The following is a 22,992-nucleotide window of genomic DNA, read 5'->3' on the forward strand; positions in this document are numbered from 1 at the left end:
TTCGGTCGATCCTTAGCCAAGCCAACAACCGTTCACCCAATCACAATCAGGTGAAATTATGGTCGATACCAACGTTCCCTATGGACGCAAAACGCAGCATCCGCCGGCGGTGAAAGAAATTCATGTCGTCTGGATGACTTCGGGCTTGGGCTGCGATGGCGATTCCGTGTCGATCACCGCAGCTTCGCAGCCGAGCGTCGAAGACGTCGTGATGGGAGCGATTCCCGGCCTGCCCAAGGTGCATTTGCACAACCCGGTTCTGGCGTATGAAGTCGGCGACGATTTCATGAAATACTGGTATATGGCCTGGGAAGGGAAGCTCGACCCGTTTGTGCTCGTGGTCGAGGGGTCGATCCCGAACGAATCGATCAAGGCCGAGGGTTATTGGGCCGCCATGGGCACCGATCACGCCACCGAGCAGCCGATCACGACCAACGAATGGATCGATCGCTTGGCGCCGAAGGCGCTGGCGGTGATTGGCGCCGGCACTTGCGCGACCTATGGCGGCATCCATGCCATGGCCGGCAATCCGACCGGCGCGATGGGCCTGGCCGACTATTTGGGTTGGGATTGGAAATCGAAAGCCGGGTTGCCGATCGTGAACGTGCCGGGTTGCCCGGTCCAGCCCGACAACTTCATGGAAACCTTGCTCTATCTGCTCTATCAGGTAGCCGGCTTGGCGCCGATGATTCCGCTCGACGAATGCCTGCGGCCGAAATGGCTCTTCTCGAAGACGGTGCATGAAGGCTGCGATCGGGCGGGCTTCTACGAACAAGGCGAATTTACGCAAGAGTATGGCAAGCCCGAATGCCTGGTGCGCATCGGCTGCTGGGGGCCGGTCGTGAATTGCAATGTTCCGAAGCGCGGCTGGATGGCCGGCATCGGTGGTTGCCCAAATGTGGGCGGCATTTGCATCGGCTGCACCATGCCGGGCTTCCCCGACAAGTTCATGCCGTTCATGGATGAGCCGCCAGGGGGCAAGTTGTCGTCGGCCGCGTCGAAGGTGTATGGAAAGATGGTCACGAGCCTTCGCCACATCACCAACCACACGTTGAACAAAGAGCCGAAGTGGCGGCATCGCCGCGGGCAACTTACAACCGGCTACGAACCGTCGACTTATTAAGAGCAGTTTCAAAACCGCCGGGGACTGGCCCGGTTTTTCGTGGTCCTCGGAGAAAAACGGGGACTGTCCAGGACTGTCCCCCTCTGCCTTGCGACGCAACACGCCCGCCCGTTCACTCGTAAGAAATCCTCTGGGAAGGAGCGAATACCGTGGCCACAGCAACCCGCCCGCAAAAGTCGGCTGAAAGTGGATCGAAGCACATCGTCGAGATGAATTGGGATCCGATTACGCGGATCGTCGGCAGCCTCGGGATTTTCACGAAAATTGATTTCGCCAATCGTCACGTCGTCGAATGCCACAGCACCTCGTCGATTTTTCGCGGCTATAGCATTTTCATGAAGGGGAAAGACCCGCGCGATGCGCATTTCATCACCAGCCGCATCTGCGGCATCTGCGGCGACAACCACGCCACCTGCTCCTGCTACGCCCAACAAATGGCCTACGGCATCCGTCCGCCGGCGATGGGCGAATGGATCGTGAACTTGGGCGAGGCGGCCGAATACATGTTCGACCACAACATCTTTCAAGACAACCTGGTCGGCGTCGATTTCTGCGAGCAGATGGTGAAGGAGACCAATCCGAGCGTGTTGGCCAAGGCCGAAAAAACGCCGGCTCCGAATTCCCATTTGCACGGCTATCGCACGATCGCCGACATCATGCGGGCCCTGAATCCCTTCAGCGGCGATTTCTATCGCGAAACGCTCGTTGTCAGCCGCTACTCGCGCGAAATGTTCTGCCTGATGGAAGGCCGGCATGTGCATCCATCGACGCTCTATCCCGGCGGAGTCGGCACCGTGCCGAGCGTGCAGCTGTTTACCGATTATCTGGTGCGGCTGATGCGCTATGTCGAATTCATGAAGCGCTGTCTGCCGCTGCATGAAGACCTATTCAATTTCTGGTACGAAGCATTGCCGGGCTACGAAGAAGTCGGCCGGCGGCGGATTCTATTGGCCTGCTGGGGCTCGTTCAACGACCCCGACGTGTGCGACTACAAGTACAAGAACATGGACCACTGGGGCAAGTCGATGTTCGTCACGCCCGGCATTATCGTCGACGGACAAACGGTGACCAATAACCTGGTGGACATCAATCTCGGCATCCGCATCCTGCTCGGCAGTTCGTATTACGACGACTGGGAAGACGGCGAAACATTCGTGAAGGAAGATCCGCTCGGCAACCCGGTCGACCAGCGGCATCCCTGGAATCAGACCACGGTGCCGCGCCCGCAAAAGCGCAATTTCGACGGGAAATACACCTGGGTCATGTCGCCCCGCTGGTACGACAAGCGCACCGGCGACCATTTGGCTCTCGACACCGGCGGCGGCCCGATCGCCCGCCTCTGGTCCACCGCGCTGGCCGGCAAGGTCGACATCGGCTATATCAAGGCCACGGGCCATAGCGTCAAGATTTACTTGCCGAAGTCGGCCACGATGCCCGACGCCGAATTCGAATGGCACATCCCCAAGTGGAGCAATGCCATCGAGCGCGACCGGGCGCGAACATTCTTCCAGGCCTATGCCGCGGCGTGTGCGCTGCATTTCGTCGAAAAGGCGCTCGCCGAACTGCACGCCGGCCGGACCAAGACTTGGACGGAATTCAAGGTGCCGGACGAGGCAATCGGTTGCGGATTCCACGAAGCGGTGCGAGGTGTGTTGTCGCATCATCTGGTGATTCGCGACGGCAAGATCGCCAATTACCATCCCTATCCGCCGACGCCGTGGAATGCCGCCCCGCGCGACGTATACGGCACCCCGGGTCCCTACGAAGATGCGGTGCAGAATACGCCGATTTTCGAAGAAAATGGGCCCGACAATTTCAAAGGGATCGATATCATGCGCGCCGTGCGCAGCTTCGACCCGTGCCTCCCCTGCGGAGTGCATATGTACCTCGGCAACGGCAAGCAGCTCGACGTGCACCACTCCCCAATGTTCGGCCAACATGGGTAGAATTGCCTTTCCGCCCACTGTCCCCTCACCCCACCCTCACCCTCCCGCTGCCCATGTCCAAAGAATCAGAACTTCAGCAGCGGATGGGACAGATCGAGGAGTTGGTTCAGGAAATCCAAGCGGGGGCCGATCCGGCTTTTCGCGATCGGGCCCTCAAACTCGTCGAATTGTTGCTGGAAGTGCACGGCGCCGGCCTCAATCGGATGATGGAACTCACGTGCGACAGCGCCGCCGGCGGCGATCCATTGATCGCTGGCTTCGCGGCCGATCCGCTTGTTGCCAGCCTGCTCTTGTTGCACGGCTTACATCCACTCGACTTCGAAACGCGAGTGCGCAAGGCGCTCGACGAAGTGCGACCCTATCTGCAATCGCATAAGGGCAACGTCGAGTTGCTAGGTGTCGACGACGGTGTAATCCGCTTGCGGCTCGACGGCAGTTGCAATGGCTGCCCTTCGTCGTCCTTGACGCTTAAATTGGCGATCGAAGAAGCGCTTGCCCAACACGCGCCCGATGCGGCCGGGTTGACCGTCGAAGGCGTGGTGCCGGCGAAGCCCGCGCCCGTGTTTGTTCCGTTGGCTCCTTTGGCAATGGCGGCGCATTCGGGGCAACCGACGGCCGAGCCGCTGCCCGCCGATAGCGGCCAAGAATCATGATCCCTTCCGAACCAATCCGTCGGGCGGCCGGATTTTCCGCGCTTCGCCAGTTCGTCAAGACCGCCAGCGACACATCCAAGCGGCAGCGCGGCGAACATTGTGAAATGTGCGCCATGCTTTTGCCCGAGGTGCATCCGCATCTGGTCGAACCGGCCACTCGCCGGATCGTTTGCGCCTGCGATGCCTGCGCGCTATTGTTCGACAATCCGGCGCAGATGAAATATCGCCGCGTCCCGCGCCGCATTCGCCGCCTGGTCGATTTTCAACTCTCCGACGCACAATGGAACGATCTGTTGATTCCGATCAACATGGCATTCTTCTTCCACAGCACGCCTGCCGAACGCGTGGTGGCGATTTATCCCAGTCCGGCCGGGCCGGTCGAGTCGCTGCTGACGCTGGAATCTTGGACCGGCATGGTCGCCGACAATCCGCTGCTGGCGACGATGGAAGCGGATGTCGAGGCGCTGCTGGTGAATCGGCTCGCGCCGCAGAGCGGATTTTCCGAGCCGGAATATTTCTTGGCCCCCATCGACGAGTGCTACAAGCTCGTCGGCGTGCTGCGAATGCAGTGGCGCGGGCTGTCGGGCGGCGCTGAAGTGTGGGGCCACATCCAACGGTTCTTCGCCGATCTCGGCCAGCGGGCAACGCCCGTGCGCGGCCGGGGCATGGAGAAAATCGACCATGCCTGAGTTGAATTTCCAGGTCGAAGCGGTCGAGGCGGATCGGCATTCGATTTCACCGCTACTGATTTTCAAGCTGCGAATCACCAACGCCGATCCGGAAGAACAAATTCAAAGCATCGCCCTGCGTTGCCAATTGCAGATCGAGAGCACGCGCCGCCGCTATTCGCCCGAGGAACAGGCGCATCTGAAAGACCTGTTCGGAGAGCCGGACCGCTGGAACCAAACGCTGCGCGGCATGCTCTGGACGCACGCCAGCGCCCAGGTGCCGCCGTTTTTAGGCAGCGTTGTCGCCGATTTGCCGGTTCCCTGCACATTCGATTTCAACGTCGCGGCGACGAAATACTTCCATGGCCTGGCCGACGGCGAGGTGCCGCTCATCCTGCTGTTCAGCGGCAGTGTCTTCTATCGCGATGGCGGCGGCGAATTGCAGGTCTGCCAAATCCCCTGGGACAAGGAAACGCGGCATCGGCTGCCGGTGGCAGTCTGGCAACGGATGATGGACATCCATTATCCCAACAGCGCATGGCTCAGCTTGCGAACGGACGCCTACGACCGGCTCTGCCGCTTCAAAGTGCAGCACGGCATTCCCACCTGGGAACAAGCCATCGAGCGCTTGCTCGACGCCGCCGGCGATGAGCTTGATCCGCTCGCTGCCGAGAGGGCGCCGTTATGAATTTTCAAGCGATCGAACAAGTCGCCGATGCCGTCCTCTACGAGGGATACGTTCTGTATCCGTATCGCGCGTCGGCGGTGAAGAATCGGCAGCGATGGAACTTCGGTGGCCTGTTTCCAAAGGCGTACAGCGAAGCCAGCCGCGGCTCCGATGCTTGGATCATGCAGACCGAATGCTTGATCGACTGCGGCGGCAGCATATCCGGCGGCAGCGAAGCCGGCGGCAGCGAAGCCGGCCGGCACGCGACCGTCGATCTCAAGCTGCGCTGCTTGCAGATTTCGCTCCGCGAAGTGGGACGAGTGATTTCATCCGACACAAAGTCGCAGGGCGAAACCGGGTCCGAGCGCGAGCCGCGCTATGAAGTGGTCGAGTCGGCCGTCGTCGCTGGCCAAGCCATTTACACGTGGCAAGAAGCGATCGAACGAGAGTTTGCCGTCGCATCGGTTTCCCTGGCCGAGATCGCCGCGCAACCGCTACGGCGCGAGTTCAGCTTTCCGGCCAATCGCAAGTTCGAGACGCATCGCGGCCGGGACGGCGAGCCGGACGCCGTCATCGTCCGCCGGCAGCAGCGTATCGAGGGCGAGATCGAAATCTCGGCCGAAGCCGTCGCCGCCGGCTTGTTTCGCCTGCGCGCCGTGGTGCGCAACAACACGCCGATCGAAAATGCCGCGAACTCGACGCGCGATGAAGCGGCGCTATTTGCGATGGCTTCGACGCACATGATCCTGGCCTGCCGCGGCGCTGAGTTCGTATCGCTGATGGATCCGCCTCCGCGTTGGAGCGAGGCCGCCGCGGGCTGCAAGAACGTCGGCGCGTGGCCCGTTTTGGTCGGCACGGAGCCGCGGCGCGAGTTTCTGCTCGCCTCGCCGATCATCTTGTACGACTATCCTCAGATCGCGCCAGAGAGCGCGGGAGAACTATTCGATGGCACCGAAATCGACGAGATTCTGACATTGCGGATCATGTCGCTCAGCGACGAGGAAAAACAGGAAATGCGTTCGCTCGACGACCGCACCCGAGCGATCCTCGAGCGCACCGAAAATCTCCCCCCCGACCAATTAGCAAAACTGCACGGCGCCATCCGCGGCCTGCGCCATCTGCACCCCAACCAACCCCAAACAGTCCCCGACCCTTCGACCGCATAAACCGCGTGCCCGTGCTTCCTAACCCCTCACCCTCACCCTCACCCTTCCTCCGATGTCCTCCCCTTGGGATTTTTCCGACGAAAATCGCCGCGTCGAATCGTGCCGGGTCGCCGGAATCGAATTGAAAGCTGGCGATCGTGTACGGCTTGCGCCTTCGGGCCGAGCGGACATTATGGACCTCGCCTTGGCCGGCAAGATCGGCCAGATTGAGGCCATCGAACAAGATTTCAACGATAAGATTCACTTGGCGATCGTGCTCGACGACGATCCGGGCCGCGACCTGGGCATGCTCCGCCAACCCGGCCACCGCTTCTTCTTCGCCCTCGACGAAGTCGAACCGCTCCCCAAGCCGCATCCCATCGACAACTAACCCCGTTCTCCTGACCCCTCACCCTCACCCTCAGCCTTGCCTCCAACCGTCCTCATCGCCGGCATCGGCAACATATTTCTGGGCGACGACGGCTTCGGCAGCGAAGTCGCTCGCCGGTTGGCCGGGCGGTCGTGGCCGGCGGGAGTGCGGGTCGTTGATTACGGCATACGCGGCTTCGATGTCGCGTTCGCGCTGATGGACGGCGTCGACGTTGCAATCCTGGTCGATGCCACTCCGCAAGGCGGACCGCCCGGCACGGTTTATGTCATCGAGCCCGATCTCGGCGCGCTGAATGATCCGAGCGTGAAAGAACTGCCGGTCGACACGCATGCGATGAACCCGATGAAAGTGTTTCAATTGGTTCGAGCGATGGATGGCCGGTTCAATCGGGTGCTCATCGTCGGTTGCGAGCCGGCCGATTTCGGTCCGGAAAATGAAGGCCGCATTGGTCTGAGCCCGGCCGTTGCCGCGGGCGTGGAGGAAGCGATCCGCGTGGTCGATCGTCTGGTCGCTGAAATTCTTTGTTACAATGAACCTGCCGATGCCGTTCGGAGCGGCAGCAACACCTAAGGCAATCAATCATTTCAGGAGCACCGGTTATGGACATCTCCGAAATCGTCGAAGAACAAGAACCGAAGGACATCATGCGATTGGCGGGCGGATTGGCTTTGATCACGCTCGGCGCCGGCATGATCTTGTCGTTCCCCAAGATCCGCAAACTGCTGCATTCGAGCGTCGAGGCGGCCACGAAAGACAGCGAGGGAAATCCGCTGCCCGCCGCGAAAGGGATGCTTCCCGATCTCGAGCGGTATTTGAAAATCCGATCGATGTGATGACCACTGCCGTGGCAACCTATGTAGCGGCGAACGACCAGAGCCGGTTTTCCGTGCAAGCATTTGCCGGCGGCTTGCTCTCGTCGTTCGCGCATAATCCGACGTTTGCGGTGCGCAATTTTTCGGCGAAGCTCGAATTCGATGCGGAATCCCCCGGGACAGCTTCGATCGAGGTCGATGCGAAAGCACAGAGCTTGGAATTGACCGACAATGTGAAAGCCGCGGATCGCGAAGAAATCGAGCGGCAAATGCGTTCGCTAGTGCTGGAAACGACAAAATATCCGCAAATCACGTATCGCAGCACGGAAATTGCATCCGACAAGGTGACCGAAGGCTGGTTTCGGCTGCGGATCAACGGCGAACTGATGCTCCATGGCGTGACCAAGAACCATGCCATGGAAGCGACGGTTCGCACGAGCGAAAACAAATTGCGATTCACCGGCGAAACGTCGATTCGCCTGTGCGACTTCCGCATGAAAAAAATCTCGGCCCTCGCCGGCACGATAACTCTCAAAGAAGAAGTGAAGCTGACCTTCGATTTCGCCATGAGTTAAACTCCTGGAGCCCCGGGTCCGGAGCCCGCAGCGCCAGCAAGGGAAGGTTGCCTTCGTCATTCGTGTTTCGTCATTTTCATTAGACATTCATCCTTAGCCATTCGTCATTTTCGTACTCCGTCGGCCCCTCGAACAAATTGACCCCACGATGTGTCTCGCCATCCCCGGCCAAATCACCGAACTGTTCGCCGACCCGCACGACGCCGAGCGCAATAGCTTGGCGATGGTCGATATCCTGGGCGTGCGGCGCAAGGTCAGCATCGATCTATTGCAAGACGATCCGCCGGGGCCGGGCGATTGGGTTTTGATTCACGTCGGATTCGCGATGAGCAAGATCAGCAGCGAGCGCGCCGCCGAGCAATTGGAAATGCTCGCAATGCTCGGCGAAGCCTCCACCGCCCGAGATGAACTCTTCGATGGAATGACGAATATCGAATGACTAAATCCAGTGTCAAACGCCGTTCGTCATTCGCCATTCATCATTAGACATTCGTCATTTCGCTTCCCCTATCCCCTCACCCTCACCCCTCCTCGCCATGCTCTTCGTCGACGAATTCCGCAATCCCGAGTTGATCCAGCGAGCCGTGGATGAAATCCATGCGCTGGCGGATCCGAAACGGGAATATCGCGTGATGGAAGTTTGCGGCGGACATACGCACGCCATTTTTCGCTTCGGTCTCAAGGGGCTGCTGCCGCCGAATGTCGAATTGATTCATGGGCCCGGCTGCCCGGTGTGCGTGTTGCCGATGGGGCGGATCGACGATGGATTGGAGTTGGCCGGCGATCCGAACGTGATTTTCACGGCCTTTGGCGACATGATGCGCGTGCCCGGATCGAAAGGAAGTCCGCTGGAGAGCAAGGCCCGAGGGGCCGACGTGCGGATCGTTTATTCGCCCCTTGATGCGCTCAAGATCGCCCAGCAGAATCCCGATCGCCAAGTGGTTTTTTTTGCGATCGGTTTCGAAACCACGGCCCCATCGACCGCTCTGACGCTTCTGCGGGCCCGGGGCCTCAGCGTAAAGAATTTCGCCGTGTTTTCCAATCATGTCACGATCATTCCCGCGATCCGCGCGATCCTCGAATCGCCCGACATGCGGCTCGACGCGTTCATCGGACCCGGGCATGTGTCGACGGTGATCGGCTGCCGACCGTATGAATTCATCGTCCGCAATTATCGCTGCCCGATCGCCGTATCGGGTTTCGAGCCGCTCGACATTTTGCAATCGCTGGTGATGGTGTTGCGGCAATTGCGCGACGGCGTGGCAAAGGTGGAAAACCAGTACAATCGCGTTGTGCCTTGGGAGGGAAATCTGGCGGCTCTGCGGGCAATGGCCGAGGTGTTCGAGGTGCGGCCGTATTTCGAATGGCGCGGGCTGGGCTTCATCACGCAATCGGCGCTGCGCATTCGCGAGGCATTCGCTCCGTGGGACGCCGAGCAAACGATGTCGGTTCCGGGCATTTGCGTTACCGATCCGAAGGCGGCCCAATGCGGCGAGGTGCTCAAAGGAGTGCTCAAGCCGCACGAGTGCAAGCTTTTCGGCAAGGAGTGCACGCCCGAGCACCCGATCGGCGCGTTGATGGTTTCCTCGGAAGGCGCGTGCGCGGCCCATTTTAAATACGCGGTGACATAGGGCGACAGGCTGAAGGCTACAGGCGACAGGCTTCAGGACGCGCGAAGCCGCAAGCGAGCCACGCCACCAAGCGGTGGCCCGCAACTCGCTTGCGGTTTCGGGTCCACCCCCTCATCACTCGCCCCTAACCCCTCGCCCCTCATGGAATTTTACGACAAACGAATCGCCATGGCGCACGGCGCTGGCGGCGAGGCGACGCGGCGGCTGGTGGAGGGACTTTTTCAACCGGCGTTCTCGAATCCGCAGCTCGATTCGCTTTCCGATGCCGCCATCATCGAGCCCCCTGCCGGCCGGCTGGCGATGACCAGCGATAGTTTCGTCGTGCAGCCGATTCGTTTTCCCGGCGGGTCGATCGGCGAATTGGCCGTCAACGGCACGGTGAACGATCTGGCCGTTTCCGGCGCCCGGCCGCTGGCAATGACGGCCACGTTCGTGCTCGAGGCGGGTTTGTCGGCCGAGGCGTTGCGATGGGAAGTCGAAGCGATGGCCAAAGCGGCGAGGCAAGCCGGGGTGCCGATCGTCGGCGGCGACACGAAAGTCGTCGAGCATGGCAAGGCCGACGGAATGTATATCTGCACCACAGGGCTGGGACTGGTGCATAGGAATGCCGATCTCGGCCCGAAACGCGTCGAACCCGGCGATCGCGTACTGCTTTCCGGGCCGATCGGCAACCATGGCATGGCGATCATGCTCGCCCGGGCCGAATTGGACATCGAAGCCGACATTCAGTCCGACACGCGTCCGCTCTTGGAATTGGCCGGCCGGTTGTTCGATGCTCTGGGCCCGAGCGTCCATTGGATGCGAGATGCGACCCGCGGCGGCGTGGCAACGGTGTTAAACGAACTGGCCCGCGATACCGAATTGCGGATCACGATCGCGGAAGAAGCGGTTCCGATCGACGATTGCGTTCGCGGCGCATGCGAACTGTTGGGGCTCGATCCGTTGCATGTAGCGAATGAAGGCCAATTCATCGCTATTGTCGCGGCCGAACAGGCCGAAGCGGCCCTCGACGTGTTGCGCCGCACGGCGGGGGGCGAGCGCGCGTGCCTTCTGGGTGAAATCGATCGTGCGACGATTTCGCGCGTCATCGCCCGTAGCTCTTTCGGCGGGACCCGCGTCGTCGATATGCTAATCGGCGATCCGCTGCCGCGGATCTGCTGACGTGAATTTGACGGCCCGGCTTTCGCTTGGTGCTGGAGCGCATGCGGCGCCAAACGGTCGCGAATCAAGACGATCGTTTCACTGCCAAACGCAACCGGGCCGGCGAATGGTCGCCGGCCCGGAGAGAAATCGTGGCAGAATGGCTTGTCAGGCGGGAGAATCTGCTGCGGCCGCTTGTTCGTCACTTATTCGCGGGGCCGGACGACGCCGGTCAGGCCGCTGTAGTCGGGCCGATCTTCGGGGTGCCAAAGAGGCAAACCCTGTTCGATGCGACGCGCCAGCACGTCGAGCTTGTCGCGCGAACCGGCCGGAGCATCCGTAGCGGAAAACTCCTCCGACTCGACGGGCGCGAAGTCTTCGTCGTGGCCGTACTTCAAAATCGTTTCAAACACATTTCGCACTTGTCGCATGGAATGCACCTCGCTAGCAAAAGTCAACAATACGACCGGAGAGCCACGCAGTGTTAACCGCCCACGCCTCGAGCCCGTCTTTGGGCCGGGCCGCTGCGGCGACCAATCTTGGCCGCTCGCTGCGGACGTTTTTGCCGCTGGCTCGTTCCGCGCCGCCGGGGTTTATCCCGCTGGGCGATCGAACACGAGCACAGCCGACACTTCTGCGTTTGCCACTCACTCCGACCACGAATACCATGAGCGCGACATTAATCCCGGCTGCGGTGGGCACGCAACAAAATGCCGAGAGGCGAAGGTCTCGCTCAACAATACGATCTCACTGCCAAAGCATCTGATTATTAGGCATGGATGAGAAATGTCAAGCTTTTGGCTTGGATTTATTCCCGCACATTCTGCCGTGGGCAGGGAAGTTGGCCTATAATGCGTAGCCCAACAAACACGACGCCGCAAGCAACGCGCCGCGCTGTCGCAATGCCCGTTCTCTTCCCTCACCCACCACCCCCGCTCTGCCCCCATGCTCTCGACGATTGCGGTTGTGTTAGCGGCCGGCAAGGGAACGCGGATGAAATCCGATTTGCCCAAAGTGCTGCTCCCCGTCGCCGGCCGGCCGATGATCGAGTTCGTGCTCGATGCCTTGATCGCGGGGGGCATCCGGCAGACGATCGTTGTCGTCGGCTATCGCGGCGACTTGGTGCGGCACGCTTTGACAGATCGCACTGGCGTCACGTTCGTCGAGCAACGGGAGCAATTGGGCACCGGCCATGCCGTCATGGTTTGCCGCGAAGCGCTCGCGGAGCACGACGGGGCGGTGTTGGTCGTCGCCGGCGATTCGCCCCTGATGCAGCCTTCGTCGATCGCGAAATTATTTGATGAATTCGAGCGCAGCCAGCCCGCCTGCTTGCTGGGGACGGCAATCCGCTCCGATCCCACCGGTCTCGGTCGCATCGTTCGCGACAGGCAAGGCAATTTTGAGGCAATCGTCGAACAGCGCGACGCCACGCCAGACCAGCAGCGGATCACCGAAGTGAATATGAGCTGCTACGTGTTTGATAGCCGGCGGCTTTTTCCGGCGCTTGCTCGGATCGACCGGCACAATGCGCAGGGCGAATATTATCTAACCGATTGCCCGGGAGTGCTGCTGCGAGACGGTTTTCCGGTACTGGCGCTAAGCGTGCTCCAGCCGTGCGAAGCGCTGAGTATCAACACGGTGGACGAACTCGCCGTCGTCGAGAGGGAACTGCTTCGGCAGCGCGAGAAACAGCACCCGTAGTTTTGCCCAGCCTTGTCATTCGCTGGTTTTCCATTTGCCCGCCTCCGTCCTTTAATCTCGGCCAAGCGATTATGAACGACTTGAAAATCTTCAGTGGTCGGGCCAACCCGGAGTTGGCCCACCGGATTTGCGAGTATCTCGGCTTGTCGCTGGGCAAGATTTCGATGGGAAACTTTCCCGACGGCGAAATCTCCTGCAAGATCGACGAAGACGTGCGCGGCCGCGATGTCTTTCTGCTTCAGCCCACCTGCCCGCCGGTCAACGAAAACCTGATGGAACTGCTGATCATGATCGACAGCTTTGTGCGGGCGAGCGCATACCGGGTGACGGCCGTCATTCCCTACTACGGCTACGCCCGGCAGGATCGCAAGGACGCCGGGCGCGTGCCGATCACGGCCAAGCTCGTGGCCAACTTGATCACGCGCGCCGGCGCCAACCGGGTATTGGCGATGGATTTGCATGCCCCTCAGATCCAAGGTTTTTTCGACGTTCCGCTCGACCATCTGTATGCCGCGCCGGTGCTCAATGATTACTTTCACGCGCAGAATTTTCGCCGCGAGGATCTCGTGATCGTCAGCGCCGACGAGGGCGGGATCAAACGAGCTCTTGGGCATGCCACCCGGCTCGGCGCTCCACTGGCGATCGTCGACAAACGCCGCACGAGTGCCGACGTGACCAAGCAGGAGAACGTGATTGGAGCGCCGGTGCGCGACAAAATCGCCCTGATGTTCGACGATATGATCAGCACGGCCAGTTCGATCTGCGGGGCCGCGACAGCCATTCATAAGGCGGGAGCCCGCGAAATTCACGTCGGGGCGACGCACGGCCTGCTGGTCGGCCCGGCCATCGAACGCCTGCAATCGGCCCCGATTTCGTCGGTCGCCGTCACCGACACGATCCCGCTCCGTCCCAGCCAATTGCTGCCGAAGGTGCGCGTGCTATCGGTCGCGGCCTTGTTGGGCCAAGCCATCAAGAGGATCCACCGCAATGAATCCGTAAGCGGGCTGTTTGTGTAGACAAATGCCTACTGCCCAATGACGAATGTCTAAAGAATGAACGAAGCACGAATGACGAAGCACGAATGACGAAGCACGAATGACGAAATGAGGCAATCCAGTGCAGGTTGGCCGGTCTGCGCCAGCCATTCTCAGTTTCGTTCATTTTTCGCGTGCCGCAAAAACCGGGGTTGAATTCTCGCCAATTTCGGGCACAATACTTGGTTCGCCCAACTCGATTTGAATTTGCCCCTTTCCCCCGCTGATTTTTTCCCGAGGACGACCATGGCGGAATCGTTGACCGTCGAAAAGCGTGCCACCCACGGCAAGCATCATGCCAAGCGGCTGCGTCAGGCCGGGGCGATCCCGGCCGTGCTCTACGGCCACGGCGAAGAGCCCGTCAGCCTTTCGGTTCCGCGGGATGCGTTCGTTGCCGCATTGCGGCACGGCACACGGCTTGTCGAATTGCAAGGCGGCGTGCGCGAGAGCGCGCTGATCCGCGATTTGCAGTGGGATACCTACGGCACGGGCTTGCTGCACATCGATTTCGCCCGCGTCTCGGCCGACGAAAAGGTGAAAGTCACCGTGCAGGTTGAGCTGCGCGGCCAGGCTGCCGGCACTCGTGCCGGAGGCGTTATTCAGCACCTGGTCCATTCGATCGAAATCGAGTGCCTGGCCACTGCCATTCCGGAAAAGCTGCAAGTGAATATCAATCATCTCGAGATGAACGGCACGATCACGGTCGGACAGATCGAGCTACCGGCGGGCGTAACCCTGTTGAGCGATGGCGAGGCGATTGCCGTGCAATGCGTCGAGCCGGCTGCCGAGGTCGAGGCTGCCGAAGCCGGATTGGGCGAAGCCGCCGAGCCCGAAGTGATCGGTCGCAAGCCCGAGTCCGAGGAGGACGAGGAGAAAGCGTGAGGAAGGCTGCGAGGCTTGAGGCCAAAGGCTTGAGGACGCTCGGGTCGGCCTTCGGCCATTTGCTTCGTACCTCAAGCCCTCGCCTCAAGCCTTATGAAACTGGTGGTGGGGCTCGGCAATCCGGGCCGCAAATACGATGGTACCCGGCACAACATCGGTTTTGCCGTCGTGCGGGAAGTTGCCCGGCGGCACTGCGTCGGCCAGCCAAAGACGAATTTTCAAGCCGAAGTGATGGAGGCTGCCTGGTCCGCCAAGAATGCGGCGGCCAAGAGTGCGGAGCGTAAGCGTGCGGGCGATGCGGGCTCGGTTGCGAGTGCCGGTGGAGCAGAAAAGGAAAAAGTGCTGTTGCTGCTGCCGCAAACGTTCATGAATCTGAGCGGCAATAGCGTCGGAGCGGCCCGCGATTTTTACAAACTAGCGGACGAAGACCTGCTGATCGTTTGCGACGATTTCAACATTCCGCTCGCGAAGCTGCGGTTTCGGGCCGGAGGGTCGGCGGGAGGGCAAAAAGGGTTGGCCGACGTGATTCGCCGGCTCGGAACCGATCAGGTTCCGCGGCTGCGGGTTGGAGTCGGGCCGGTTCCGGCAAATTGGGACCCGGTCGATTTTGTGTTGGGAAAATTCTCGGCCGACGAATCGGCCGAAATCGCGATTGCAATCCAGCGAGCAGCCGACGCGGTGGTCGATTGGGCCACCGAAGGCCTCGCAAGCTGCATGAATCAGTATAATTGAAAGGGACGTGAGACCGTGAGGACGCGCAAGCGTCCGCAAGCTCGTCTTCGTACCTCAAGCCTCACAGCCTCACAGCCTTTATCCCAGGAGTTTCGACTTTGGCTGCCAACGTTTACGAAGCGATGTTCATCCTCGATAGCAATCGTTACGGCCGTGATCCGGCGGGCGTGAGCGGTCAGATACCTGCAATGGTGCAGCAGTTGGGGGGCGAAGTGCTTGCCAACCGCCTCTGGGAAGAGCGCCGGCTTGCCTATCCGATCAATGGCCATCGCAAGGGCACCTACTGGCTCACCTATTTCAAGCTCGACAGCACCCAGATGGTGCAATTCCGCCGGCAATGCCAGTTGAATGAAAACATCGTTCGCTCGCTGTTCTTGCAGGTCGATCCGCGGATCGTCGATGCCCTCGTGGCCCACGCCCTGACCGGCGGTCAATCGGCGACGGCCGAGCAGCGGCGGGCGGCAAAGCCGGAAGCGGCCCCGGCTGAGGGAGAAGAAGAGACGGTCGGCGTCGATGCGCTCGCGGATTTAGAAGCTGAAAAGTCGGAAATCTGATCGCGCATGTCGCCTGCATCGTGGCTCATGACTCGCGACTCGGGTCCGAACCACGAACCGCTCGATAAGTTCTGCTTGCCCGCTTGATTGTAGCGGGTCTTGGATTCTGGTAGTTTGAAAGTGGCGTTGAGATACGTTTGTTCATCGGTTTGAGTCGCCCCAGGAGGCGCCCCGACATGGCTAGTTTCAACCGCGTTATTTTGGTCGGCAATCTGACCCGCGATCCGGAATTGCGTTACATTCCCAGCGGCACCGCTGTCTGCGAAGTCGGCCTTGCGGTCAACGATCGCCGCAAGAGTGCCAGCGGCGAGTGGATCGAAGAGACCACGTTTGTCGATGTGACACTTTGGTCGCGCACCGCCGAAGTGGCCAGCGAATATCTCTCGAAGGGCGCTTCCGTATTGATCGAAGGCCGGCTGAAACTCGACACGTGGGAAAAAGACGGCAAGAAGAATTCCAAGCTGCGCGTGGTCGGCGAAAAGATGCAAATGCTCGGCGGCAAGGGGGGTTCGGGCGGTGGACGCGGCGGCGCTGCCCGTGGCGGTGCTGCGCAAGGCGGCCCATCCTACGATGAATCGGAAGCCGGCTTCAGCGGCGAATCGTTCGATGATTCGCATGGCAGCCCGCCTCCGTCCAAGCGCGAGTCGGTCGGACACGGCACGCCCGCGCCGAACGACGACCTCCCCTTTTAATTAGTTCCCCGACGATTCAAATTCCCCAATCTAAATTCTGCGACATCTTTCGAGGTTCATCATGCCCAACGTTTCGAAGCACAAGACTCCCCCGAAGGCCAAGCGACTCGGCCGCGGCCCGCATGGCGGCATCGAATTGCTGTTGATCCAATCGGTCGATCACTTGGGTGGGCAGGGGGATGTCGTCGAAGTGAAACGCGGCTATGCGATGAACTACCTGCTGCCGCAGGGCTTGGCCACGATTGCCACCGACCACCATAAGCGGATGGTCGACAAGCATCGCTCGAAGCTGCTCGCCATTCAGAACCAACGGCTCGCCAGCCTTCGCACGATGGCCGAAGACTTGGGCCGCCAGAGCATCACGATCGAGGCCAACGCCAACGACGAAGGTCATTTGTACGGCTCGGTCGGAGCGCCGGAGATCGTGAAGGCGCTGAAGCAGCACGAGATCACGATCACCGCCGATCAGGTCCGCCTCAAGGGCCCGCTCAAAGAATTGGGCCTCTACACGGTGGCGATCCATTTGGGCCAAGAGATCGAAGCCGAATTGAAGGTGTGGGTGGTGCCGACCGTGGCCGATCATGTGCCCGAGCCCGCCGCGGCCGCGGAAAAACCGAGTTCTGAAAAGCCGGCCACCGCGACGAAGCCAGCCACCGCTGGAAAGCCAGCGCCTGCGAAACCGGCGGCCAAAAAATAACGCGCGCTAGCTTCGCCCCGCGTTGAAGCGCTTGCGGTTTCGCGCATCGCTCGCTGTTCAAGCGCACGCGATTCCGCCATCAGGGAGGATCGGCTCATGGCAACCGTCGAGCGAAACGGCGACTCCAAATCGCCGCGCAAAACGTCGATCTCGGCCGAAATTCTCGACCGGCAGCCGCCCCACAATCTCGACGCCGAACGCGGCGTGTTAGGCAGCATTCTGCTGTTGCCCCAAGTCTGCGACGACGTGGCCCTCATGCTGCGCGCGGGCGATTTCTACGACGACGCCAATCGCATGCTCTACGAGCACATGCTGGCCCTGCACGATGCCGGCCGCCGGATCGACAAAACGCTCCTCATCGAGCGACTCCGCACGGCGGGCCAGTTCGATCTGATCGGCGGTATGGGGTATCTGATCAAAGTGCTCGATTCGGTTCCCCACGCCGCAAATGCCACCTTCTACGCTCAAATCGTCCGCGATAAATCGACGTTGCGTTCGCTGATCCATTCCAGCACCGATATCCTTCGCGACGTGTACGAAGAAGCCCACGATGCCCGCGATCTTTTGAATCGGGCCGAGGAAAAAATCTTCGCGATTCTCGGCGAACGGGCCAACACCCAGGCCGTCGCGATTCACGATATCTTGAAGCTGGCGATGGAGCGGTTGGATCGCCGCATGAAACACGAGCACGTCGAAGGAGGCGTCGAAACGGGCTTTCGCGATCTCGACGCCCTGATCGGCGGGCTGCACAATTCGGAGCTCACGATCCTTGCCGCTCGGCCGAGCATGGGCAAGACGGCGCTGGCGCTCAATATCGCCGAATATTGCGCGCTCAAGGCCGGCGTGCCGACGCTTTTCGTCAGCCTGGAAATGTCGGCGATGGAATTGGCCGACCGGTTGCTTTGCTCGGCGTCGCGCGTCAATGGCCATAAGCTTCGCAACGGTACGATCACGGGCGAGGATCGCCGCAAGCTCTTGGAAACGGCCGGCGAGCTGAGCGAAGCGCCCCTGATGATCGACGACAGCCCAAGCCGCAACATGACGGAAATTTCCGCCACGGCTCGGCGGCTCAAGCGGCAAAACAAGCTCGGCCTGATCGCCATCGACTATCTGCAATTGATCGAGCCCGACAACCCGAAAGATTCGCGGCAGGAGCAAGTGGCGCGGATCGCGCGGCGGCTAAAGGGTGCGGCCCGCGAGTTGAACGTGCCGGTGTTGTGCCTCGCCCAGTTGAACCGCCAAGCCGAAGCCGCGAAGGAAAACCGGCCAAGGTTGAGCCATTTGCGCGAATCGGGCGCGATCGAGCAGGATGCCGACGTGGTGATGTTCGTGCATCGCGATGAGTATTACGAAACGAACGACGAAGACCGGGCCCGCGTGGCCGGCGAAGCCGATGTGATCGTGGCCAAGCAGCGCAACGGACCGACCGGCGATGTGAAGCTGGTTTGGAAGGGCGAATACACGCGCTTCGAGAACTTGGCCCACAAGCCGCACGACGAATTCGCCCCCTTCGAATAACCGCCATCGGCTTTCGCCTGAGCGGCGAGTCGAATTTTCATCGCCCGGAGGAATCGCTCGGACCCGGCAAGCCCTCCAACAGAACGTCGAACACCGCTTCGGCATCGTGCGACTCGCCGCGGCGGAACTGATCGATGCCGATTTGCACCTCCCGCCGCAGTCGGGCCAGGAGTTCGTGGCGGGCCGGCTTCGCGCGATTTCAACAGCTCGAGCGCCTCCCGCACGACTTCTTGCGGAGAGTGCTAGCCGCCGCCTCGAATGCGTTCGTCGATCGTCTTATCGAGTTCGGGATCGAGTTCCAGATTCGTGTTCATCGCGCCTATTCTCGGTGTACCGCTGTCCGATTGCCGAAGGCAATTCGCTTGCCGAGTTGGGTGGTTTCGCCGGTTGCGAATCATCCGAACCGAACCGCCGTGTCGCACGCGGCAGCACCGCATCTGACAATGGCCGCTCCCGCGTGCCATCCTCGGCGGCGCCTGGTTCTCATTTTCTCATTCCCTCGCCCCTCGCCCCTCGCCCCTCGTCCCTCGTCCCTCGTCCCTCGCCCGCACTGCTAGCGTGCTCAAAAATCGCTCTACCGTCGCGGCGGGGTTTTTGATTTAATCCCGCCCCTATGAAAACCACTCTTCTGCGACTCGCTCTTCTCATCGTTGCTTCCGGGTCGCTCGCCGCGGCGGCGGAAGCACAGTCATCGCCTTATTCGCCGATGCCGGGGCAGCCGACGGCCGATCCAGCCGCCGGCCAAGCGCCGCCGCAATCGTACGGCCCGGCGCCTTACAATCCGGCCCCGTATAATCCCACAGTCGCAGCTCCGGGTGCATACAATCCGCCGCCGTATAACCCCGCGCCTGCCGGTGGAAACCCATACAATTCCGCGCCCTATAATCCGGCGCCTGCCGCCAGCAGCCTGCCGCCGTACACGCCGCCGGCCTATAATCCGGCGCCATCGAGCGCCGGCCCCTACAATCCAACGCCCTATAATCCAACTCCGTATAATCCGGCACCGGCCACTCCAGCCGCCTACGATTCGCCGAATTCGGGGCCGCCGGGCTACGCTCCGCCGCCGCAGGGTTACACAGCCAATCCGTACGCGACGTCGCCATACGGACCGCCGTCGTATTCGCCGGCCCCGGGCGGCCCGAGCTTTGGGGCCGCCCCTTCCGGTCCGCCCTACACGCCTGCCCCGGGCGGCCCGCCGGCATACACGCCGGCCCCTGCCGGCCCGCCGGCTTACACGCCGGCGCCCGGTCCCGAGTTGCCGATTACGACCGAAGGGCCGCGATGGCGTTTCGCCGCGGATGCGCTCTTCCTCGAACGCAGCATCGGCAGCAATGTGCCGCTGGGCTACACGGTTTACAATCCGGCCTCGATGCTTCCGCAGGCCATTCCGACCGACACGCTGTATAGCGGCGATGAGCCCATGGCGTTGCAGGGGGGCGTGCGGCTGGAACTCGGCCGGCGGTTTACCGACGATATCGCGGTGGATGCCGTCTACTGGGGTTTGCAGCAATGGTCAGTGGGGCGGAATATCTATGGCGATCCGTTTGGCGACACCGTGTTGGCGTTTTCACCGTGGACCCAAACCGACGCTCTCATCGGCGGCTTCAACAACTATCTCGGCTACACCTACAAAAGTCAGATCAACAATTTCGAACTCAACGAAAAGATCATGCTCACGCAGCGTGATCCCTATCATTCGCTCGCCTGGCTGTGGGGCTTCCGCTATTTCCAAATGTCCGACAACTTCACGCTGAGCGGCGACGATCTCGACACCGGCGACTACGAAAACATCAATTGGAAAACGCAGAACGAGCTTGTCGGGCTCCAAGCCGGTTTGCAATGGACGAAAGGCTGGGAACGATTTCAGCTTGTGACTGAAGGCAAGGCCGGTTTGTTCGCCAATTTCTACAACCAAAAAGGCAATAACCTCAATTCCAGCGGCGCCGCCTACGGCGATCCGGCGGGCTTTGTCCCCTTCAGCGTTTCGCACGACGGAACCGACGTCGCGGGCCTGTTCGAGCTTTCCCTCTTGGCCCGATATCGCTTGAACGATTTCCTCTGGCTGCGGCTGGGCTATCAGGGCTACCTGATCACGGGCTTGGCGCTCGGCCCGCGGCAACTCGGCGGCTACAGCCACGGCGGCACCGTGGCATTCGACGGCCCATCGCTGGGCTTGGAAGCGAGCTGGTAAGTGGCCGAGGCGCGGCGCTACAACCGTTGATGCGGCCCTGGCGAAAAGTTACAGTCTTTGGTCGCGCCATCCCTCGCTGACGCTTCGAGCTAGTTTCCCGCAGGCGTCTTCGATATTCGCCCGAAGCGTCAGCGAGAGACGGCGTTCCACTCCGCGCGTACTCTCGGCTCAACGGGAGGCCGCTTCGACGGCCGGGGCTTCGTTCGCCACGGGGCGATGCTTCGAACGGCGCGTGCGGTCGGCAAATATCTTCGGCCTTCTTCAACCGCGCGTTCGCGGCGAGCGAGTTTTGCTCCGATCCGGGAGGAACTTAGCGCAGGATACTGCGCGCAGGAGGCCGCGAAATTTCAGAAAAAGTTGGCTGCGGGTGGCAGAAACGCCAATCCGGTTTGATTATACTAACCGCATCCCGCCCGTCGGTTCCCGCCGCTTGCCACGCCGCCACGCCTCAGCTCCCTCGATCAGCACTGGCAGACCGCGCTTGCCGATGCTACACGACAACGGGCCTTCCGGCCGGCAAATCGTTGACTCGCGGCGGTGGGCAATATACTTTCAACGTAGTCGATGCTGTCCGGCAAAGTAGCAGGCACACTCCGTGTGCCGTCCGCCACTTCGTGGGTCGTCCACCACGGCGCGCGGAACGTGCCTGCTGATTTACGGTTCAGCGCTTTGAATCGGTCGGTTGTTGCGGGGGGGTTTTGGAGCGTGGCAACGGTTTGGCGCATCGCGTCCACCAACGCCGCGCGGTTGTAAGGCCAACGGCAGCCGTGCATGATTTTTCATGCGGCTGCCTCAACGGAAGGAATGATCGCGTTATGAGCAAGCGTAAGCATGCGGCGAATCGAAGAGAGTTTCTGGCCACGGCAGCTACCACTGCGGCCACAGCGGCGGCGATTAGCTGCCCGTATATCATTACGTCGTCGGCCCTCGGCGCCGGCGACAAACCGGCCGCGAGCGAGCGGATCGTGATGGCCGGCATCGGCATCGGCAATCGCGGCAACGACGATTTGGGCTCCTTCGCGGGCCGGCCCGACGTTCAATACGTCGCGGTTTGCGATGTGAAGAAGGGGGCTCGCGAAAGCGCCAAGGGGCGCATCGACAGCCACTACCACAACAAAGATTGCAAGATGTACGGCGATTTCCGCGACGTGCTTGCCCGTAGCGATATCGACGCGGTGCACATCGCCACGCCCGACCATTGGCATGCGATCATCGTGGTCGAGGCGTGCCGCAACGGGAAAGACGTGTTCTGCGAAAAGCCCGAGTCGCGCACGATCCGCGAAGGCCGTCTGATGGTCAATGCGGCGCGGCGCTATTCGCGCGTCGTTTCCGGCGGTAGCCAGCGCGTGTTGGAAGACTATCGCAAAGACACCGAGAAGTGTTACAGCGGCGAATTAGGCACGATCCGCGAGGTGTATGTGAATTGCGGCGGACCGTCGAAGCCGTGCAATCTGCCGGCCCAGCCGGTTCCGGCCGGCCTCGATTGGGACATGTGGCTCGGGCCAGCGCCGTGGGCTCCGTATCACGAATATCGCGTGAGCGGCAGCTATAACATCAACGGCACGAGCTGGCGTTCGTGGCGCGATTATTCCGGCGGCGGCATGACCGACTGGGGCGCTCACAAGTTCGGCGGGGCGATGTTTGCCGCCGATGTGCGCGACCAAGGGCCGACCGATATCTATCCGCCCGACGGCAAGGAACATAAGTGGCTCACTTATGTTTTCGCCAACGGCCTGAAGATCTACCACAGCGAAGGCCACGGCAACATGGATCCCGTCGGCACCCCCGGCGAGAAGATCGAAGCCAAGCCGTATCCGCAATATAAGGGAACCGGCGGATTGCCCGGCGACTTTATCTATTGCGTTCGCACCCGGGAAAAGCCGTTCCGCGATATCGAATTCGCCCATCGCACGGCAACGGTTTGCCACTTGGGCAATATTTGCTACGAGCTCAAGCGGCACTTGAAGTGGGACCCGAACAAGGAAGAATTCCCCGGCGACGAAGAAGCCAACCGCTTCCTCGATCGCGCCAAACGCGAACCGTGGTCGCTGAGCTGACAACCGGCGCTTGTTTTTCAACGTGGGCGCCACTGCTGGCTCGTCCAGCAGTGGGCCGCACGTTCGAAGTTTCCTGTTGGACAAGCCAGCAGCGCCAGCCATGCCCGTGGCAGGCGACACACAGCCCGAAGCGTAAGCGAGGATGAAGCGGCGATTCGCATCGCCACTCGCCAAACCGATCCC

General features: G+C 61.0%; 24 protein-coding genes. 23 read left to right on the forward strand and 1 reads right to left on the reverse strand.

The genetic code is table 11. The features are described from left to right. Positions 1 to 58: 58 nt before the first annotated feature. The 13 genes from VHX65_17275 to hypE all read left to right on the forward strand — a co-directional run bounded on the left by VHX65_17275 (position 59) and on the right by hypE (position 10,772). Positions 59 to 1,123, forward strand: a complete 1,065-nt coding sequence (locus tag VHX65_17275) for a hypothetical protein (protein ID HEX4000306.1) — start codon at positions 59 to 61, stop codon at positions 1,121 to 1,123. 149 nt (positions 1,124 to 1,272) lie between these two features. After that, positions 1,273 to 3,069, forward strand: coding sequence for a nickel-dependent hydrogenase large subunit (locus VHX65_17280; GenBank protein HEX4000307.1), 1,797 nt, complete (start codon positions 1,273 to 1,275; stop codon positions 3,067 to 3,069). Between the two features lie 53 nt (positions 3,070 to 3,122). Then, positions 3,123 to 3,722 carry a NifU family protein gene (locus VHX65_17285; protein HEX4000308.1) on the forward strand — a complete coding sequence of 200 codons (600 nt, stop codon included), beginning with the start codon at positions 3,123 to 3,125 and terminating at the stop codon, positions 3,720 to 3,722. After that, positions 3,719 to 4,411, forward strand: a complete 693-nt coding sequence (locus VHX65_17290) for a DUF5947 family protein (protein HEX4000309.1) — start codon at positions 3,719 to 3,721, stop codon at positions 4,409 to 4,411. The genes VHX65_17285 and VHX65_17290 overlap by 4 nt, the downstream gene beginning before the upstream one ends. Further along, a complete protein-coding gene (locus VHX65_17295) occupies positions 4,404 to 5,078 on the forward strand; it encodes a DUF6084 family protein (GenBank protein ID HEX4000310.1) in 675 nt (224 codons plus the stop codon). Before VHX65_17290 ends, VHX65_17295 begins: the two co-directional genes overlap by 8 nt. Further along, positions 5,075 to 6,223, forward strand: a complete 1,149-nt coding sequence (locus VHX65_17300; protein ID HEX4000311.1) for a hypothetical protein — start codon at positions 5,075 to 5,077, stop codon at positions 6,221 to 6,223. The genes VHX65_17295 and VHX65_17300 overlap by 4 nt, the downstream gene beginning before the upstream one ends. A gap of 52 nt (positions 6,224 to 6,275) precedes the next feature. Further along, positions 6,276 to 6,593: a hypothetical protein gene (locus tag VHX65_17305; GenBank protein HEX4000312.1), complete on the forward strand. Its 318-nt coding sequence runs from the start codon at positions 6,276 to 6,278 to the stop codon at positions 6,591 to 6,593. A 36-nt stretch (positions 6,594 to 6,629) separates the two neighbouring features. After that, the gene (locus VHX65_17310; protein HEX4000313.1) at positions 6,630 to 7,163 is read left to right on the forward strand and encodes a hydrogenase maturation protease; all 534 of its coding nucleotides are present in this window, start codon (positions 6,630 to 6,632) and stop codon (positions 7,161 to 7,163) included. A gap of 29 nt (positions 7,164 to 7,192) precedes the next feature. Beyond that, positions 7,193 to 7,426, forward strand: a complete 234-nt coding sequence (locus VHX65_17315) for a hypothetical protein (protein ID HEX4000314.1) — start codon at positions 7,193 to 7,195, stop codon at positions 7,424 to 7,426. Next, complete coding sequence (locus VHX65_17320; protein ID HEX4000315.1) at positions 7,426 to 7,980, forward strand: YceI family protein; 555 nt, start codon at positions 7,426 to 7,428, stop codon at positions 7,978 to 7,980. The genes VHX65_17315 and VHX65_17320 overlap by 1 nt, the downstream gene beginning before the upstream one ends. Positions 7,981 to 8,128: 148 nt before the next feature. After that, on the forward strand, positions 8,129 to 8,419 hold the full coding sequence (locus tag VHX65_17325; protein HEX4000316.1) for a HypC/HybG/HupF family hydrogenase formation chaperone: 291 nt from the start codon (positions 8,129 to 8,131) through the stop codon (positions 8,417 to 8,419). Between the two features lie 97 nt (positions 8,420 to 8,516). Further along, positions 8,517 to 9,611, forward strand: coding sequence for a hydrogenase formation protein HypD (gene hypD / locus VHX65_17330; protein ID HEX4000317.1), 1,095 nt, complete (start codon positions 8,517 to 8,519; stop codon positions 9,609 to 9,611). Positions 9,612 to 9,752: 141 nt separating this feature from the next. Continuing rightward, positions 9,753 to 10,772, forward strand: a complete 1,020-nt coding sequence (gene hypE / locus VHX65_17335; protein ID HEX4000318.1) for a hydrogenase expression/formation protein HypE — start codon at positions 9,753 to 9,755, stop codon at positions 10,770 to 10,772. Positions 10,773 to 10,957: 185 nt separating this feature from the next. Here hypE and VHX65_17340 read toward each other — a convergent pair whose 3' ends face one another. Then, complete coding sequence (locus VHX65_17340; GenBank protein ID HEX4000319.1) at positions 10,958 to 11,182, reverse strand: hypothetical protein; 225 nt, start codon at positions 11,180 to 11,182, stop codon at positions 10,958 to 10,960. A 514-nt stretch (positions 11,183 to 11,696) separates the two neighbouring features. On the opposite strand from VHX65_17340, the gene VHX65_17345 reads away from it, so the two are divergent. The 10 genes from VHX65_17345 to VHX65_17390 all read left to right on the forward strand — a co-directional run bounded on the left by VHX65_17345 (position 11,697) and on the right by VHX65_17390 (position 22,809). Beyond that, positions 11,697 to 12,452, forward strand: a complete 756-nt coding sequence (locus tag VHX65_17345) for an NTP transferase domain-containing protein (GenBank protein HEX4000320.1) — start codon at positions 11,697 to 11,699, stop codon at positions 12,450 to 12,452. A 71-nt stretch (positions 12,453 to 12,523) separates the two neighbouring features. After that, entirely contained in the window at positions 12,524 to 13,468 is a 945-nt protein-coding gene (locus VHX65_17350) for a ribose-phosphate pyrophosphokinase (GenBank protein HEX4000321.1), read from the forward strand. Between the two features lie 264 nt (positions 13,469 to 13,732). Next, on the forward strand, positions 13,733 to 14,368 hold the full coding sequence (locus tag VHX65_17355; GenBank protein HEX4000322.1) for a 50S ribosomal protein L25: 636 nt from the start codon (positions 13,733 to 13,735) through the stop codon (positions 14,366 to 14,368). A 93-nt stretch (positions 14,369 to 14,461) separates the two neighbouring features. Next, positions 14,462 to 15,100, forward strand: coding sequence for an aminoacyl-tRNA hydrolase (pth, locus tag VHX65_17360; protein ID HEX4000323.1), 639 nt, complete (start codon positions 14,462 to 14,464; stop codon positions 15,098 to 15,100). A 98-nt stretch (positions 15,101 to 15,198) separates the two neighbouring features. Next, the gene (gene rpsF, locus VHX65_17365) at positions 15,199 to 15,654 is read left to right on the forward strand and encodes a 30S ribosomal protein S6 (GenBank protein HEX4000324.1); all 456 of its coding nucleotides are present in this window, start codon (positions 15,199 to 15,201) and stop codon (positions 15,652 to 15,654) included. Positions 15,655 to 15,830: 176 nt separating this feature from the next. Further along, positions 15,831 to 16,346: a single-stranded DNA-binding protein gene (gene ssb, locus VHX65_17370; protein ID HEX4000325.1), complete on the forward strand. Its 516-nt coding sequence runs from the start codon at positions 15,831 to 15,833 to the stop codon at positions 16,344 to 16,346. 61 nt (positions 16,347 to 16,407) lie between these two features. Beyond that, positions 16,408 to 17,043: a 50S ribosomal protein L9 gene (gene rplI / locus VHX65_17375; protein ID HEX4000326.1), complete on the forward strand. Its 636-nt coding sequence runs from the start codon at positions 16,408 to 16,410 to the stop codon at positions 17,041 to 17,043. Positions 17,044 to 17,139: 96 nt separating this feature from the next. Further along, positions 17,140 to 18,561 carry a replicative DNA helicase gene (gene dnaB, locus VHX65_17380; GenBank protein ID HEX4000327.1) on the forward strand — a complete coding sequence of 474 codons (1,422 nt, stop codon included), beginning with the start codon at positions 17,140 to 17,142 and terminating at the stop codon, positions 18,559 to 18,561. 613 nt (positions 18,562 to 19,174) lie between these two features. Next, a complete protein-coding gene (locus tag VHX65_17385) occupies positions 19,175 to 20,752 on the forward strand; it encodes a hypothetical protein (protein HEX4000328.1) in 1,578 nt (525 codons plus the stop codon). 815 nt (positions 20,753 to 21,567) lie between these two features. After that, positions 21,568 to 22,809 (forward strand): Gfo/Idh/MocA family oxidoreductase, encoded by a 1,242-nt coding sequence (locus VHX65_17390; GenBank protein HEX4000329.1) that lies wholly within the window; start codon positions 21,568 to 21,570, stop codon positions 22,807 to 22,809. Positions 22,810 to 22,992: the final 183 nt, after the last annotated feature.

This window comes from Pirellulales bacterium, assembly GCA_036267355.1.
In the GTDB taxonomy this organism is placed as follows: domain Bacteria; phylum Planctomycetota; class Planctomycetia; order Pirellulales; family DATAWG01; genus DATAWG01.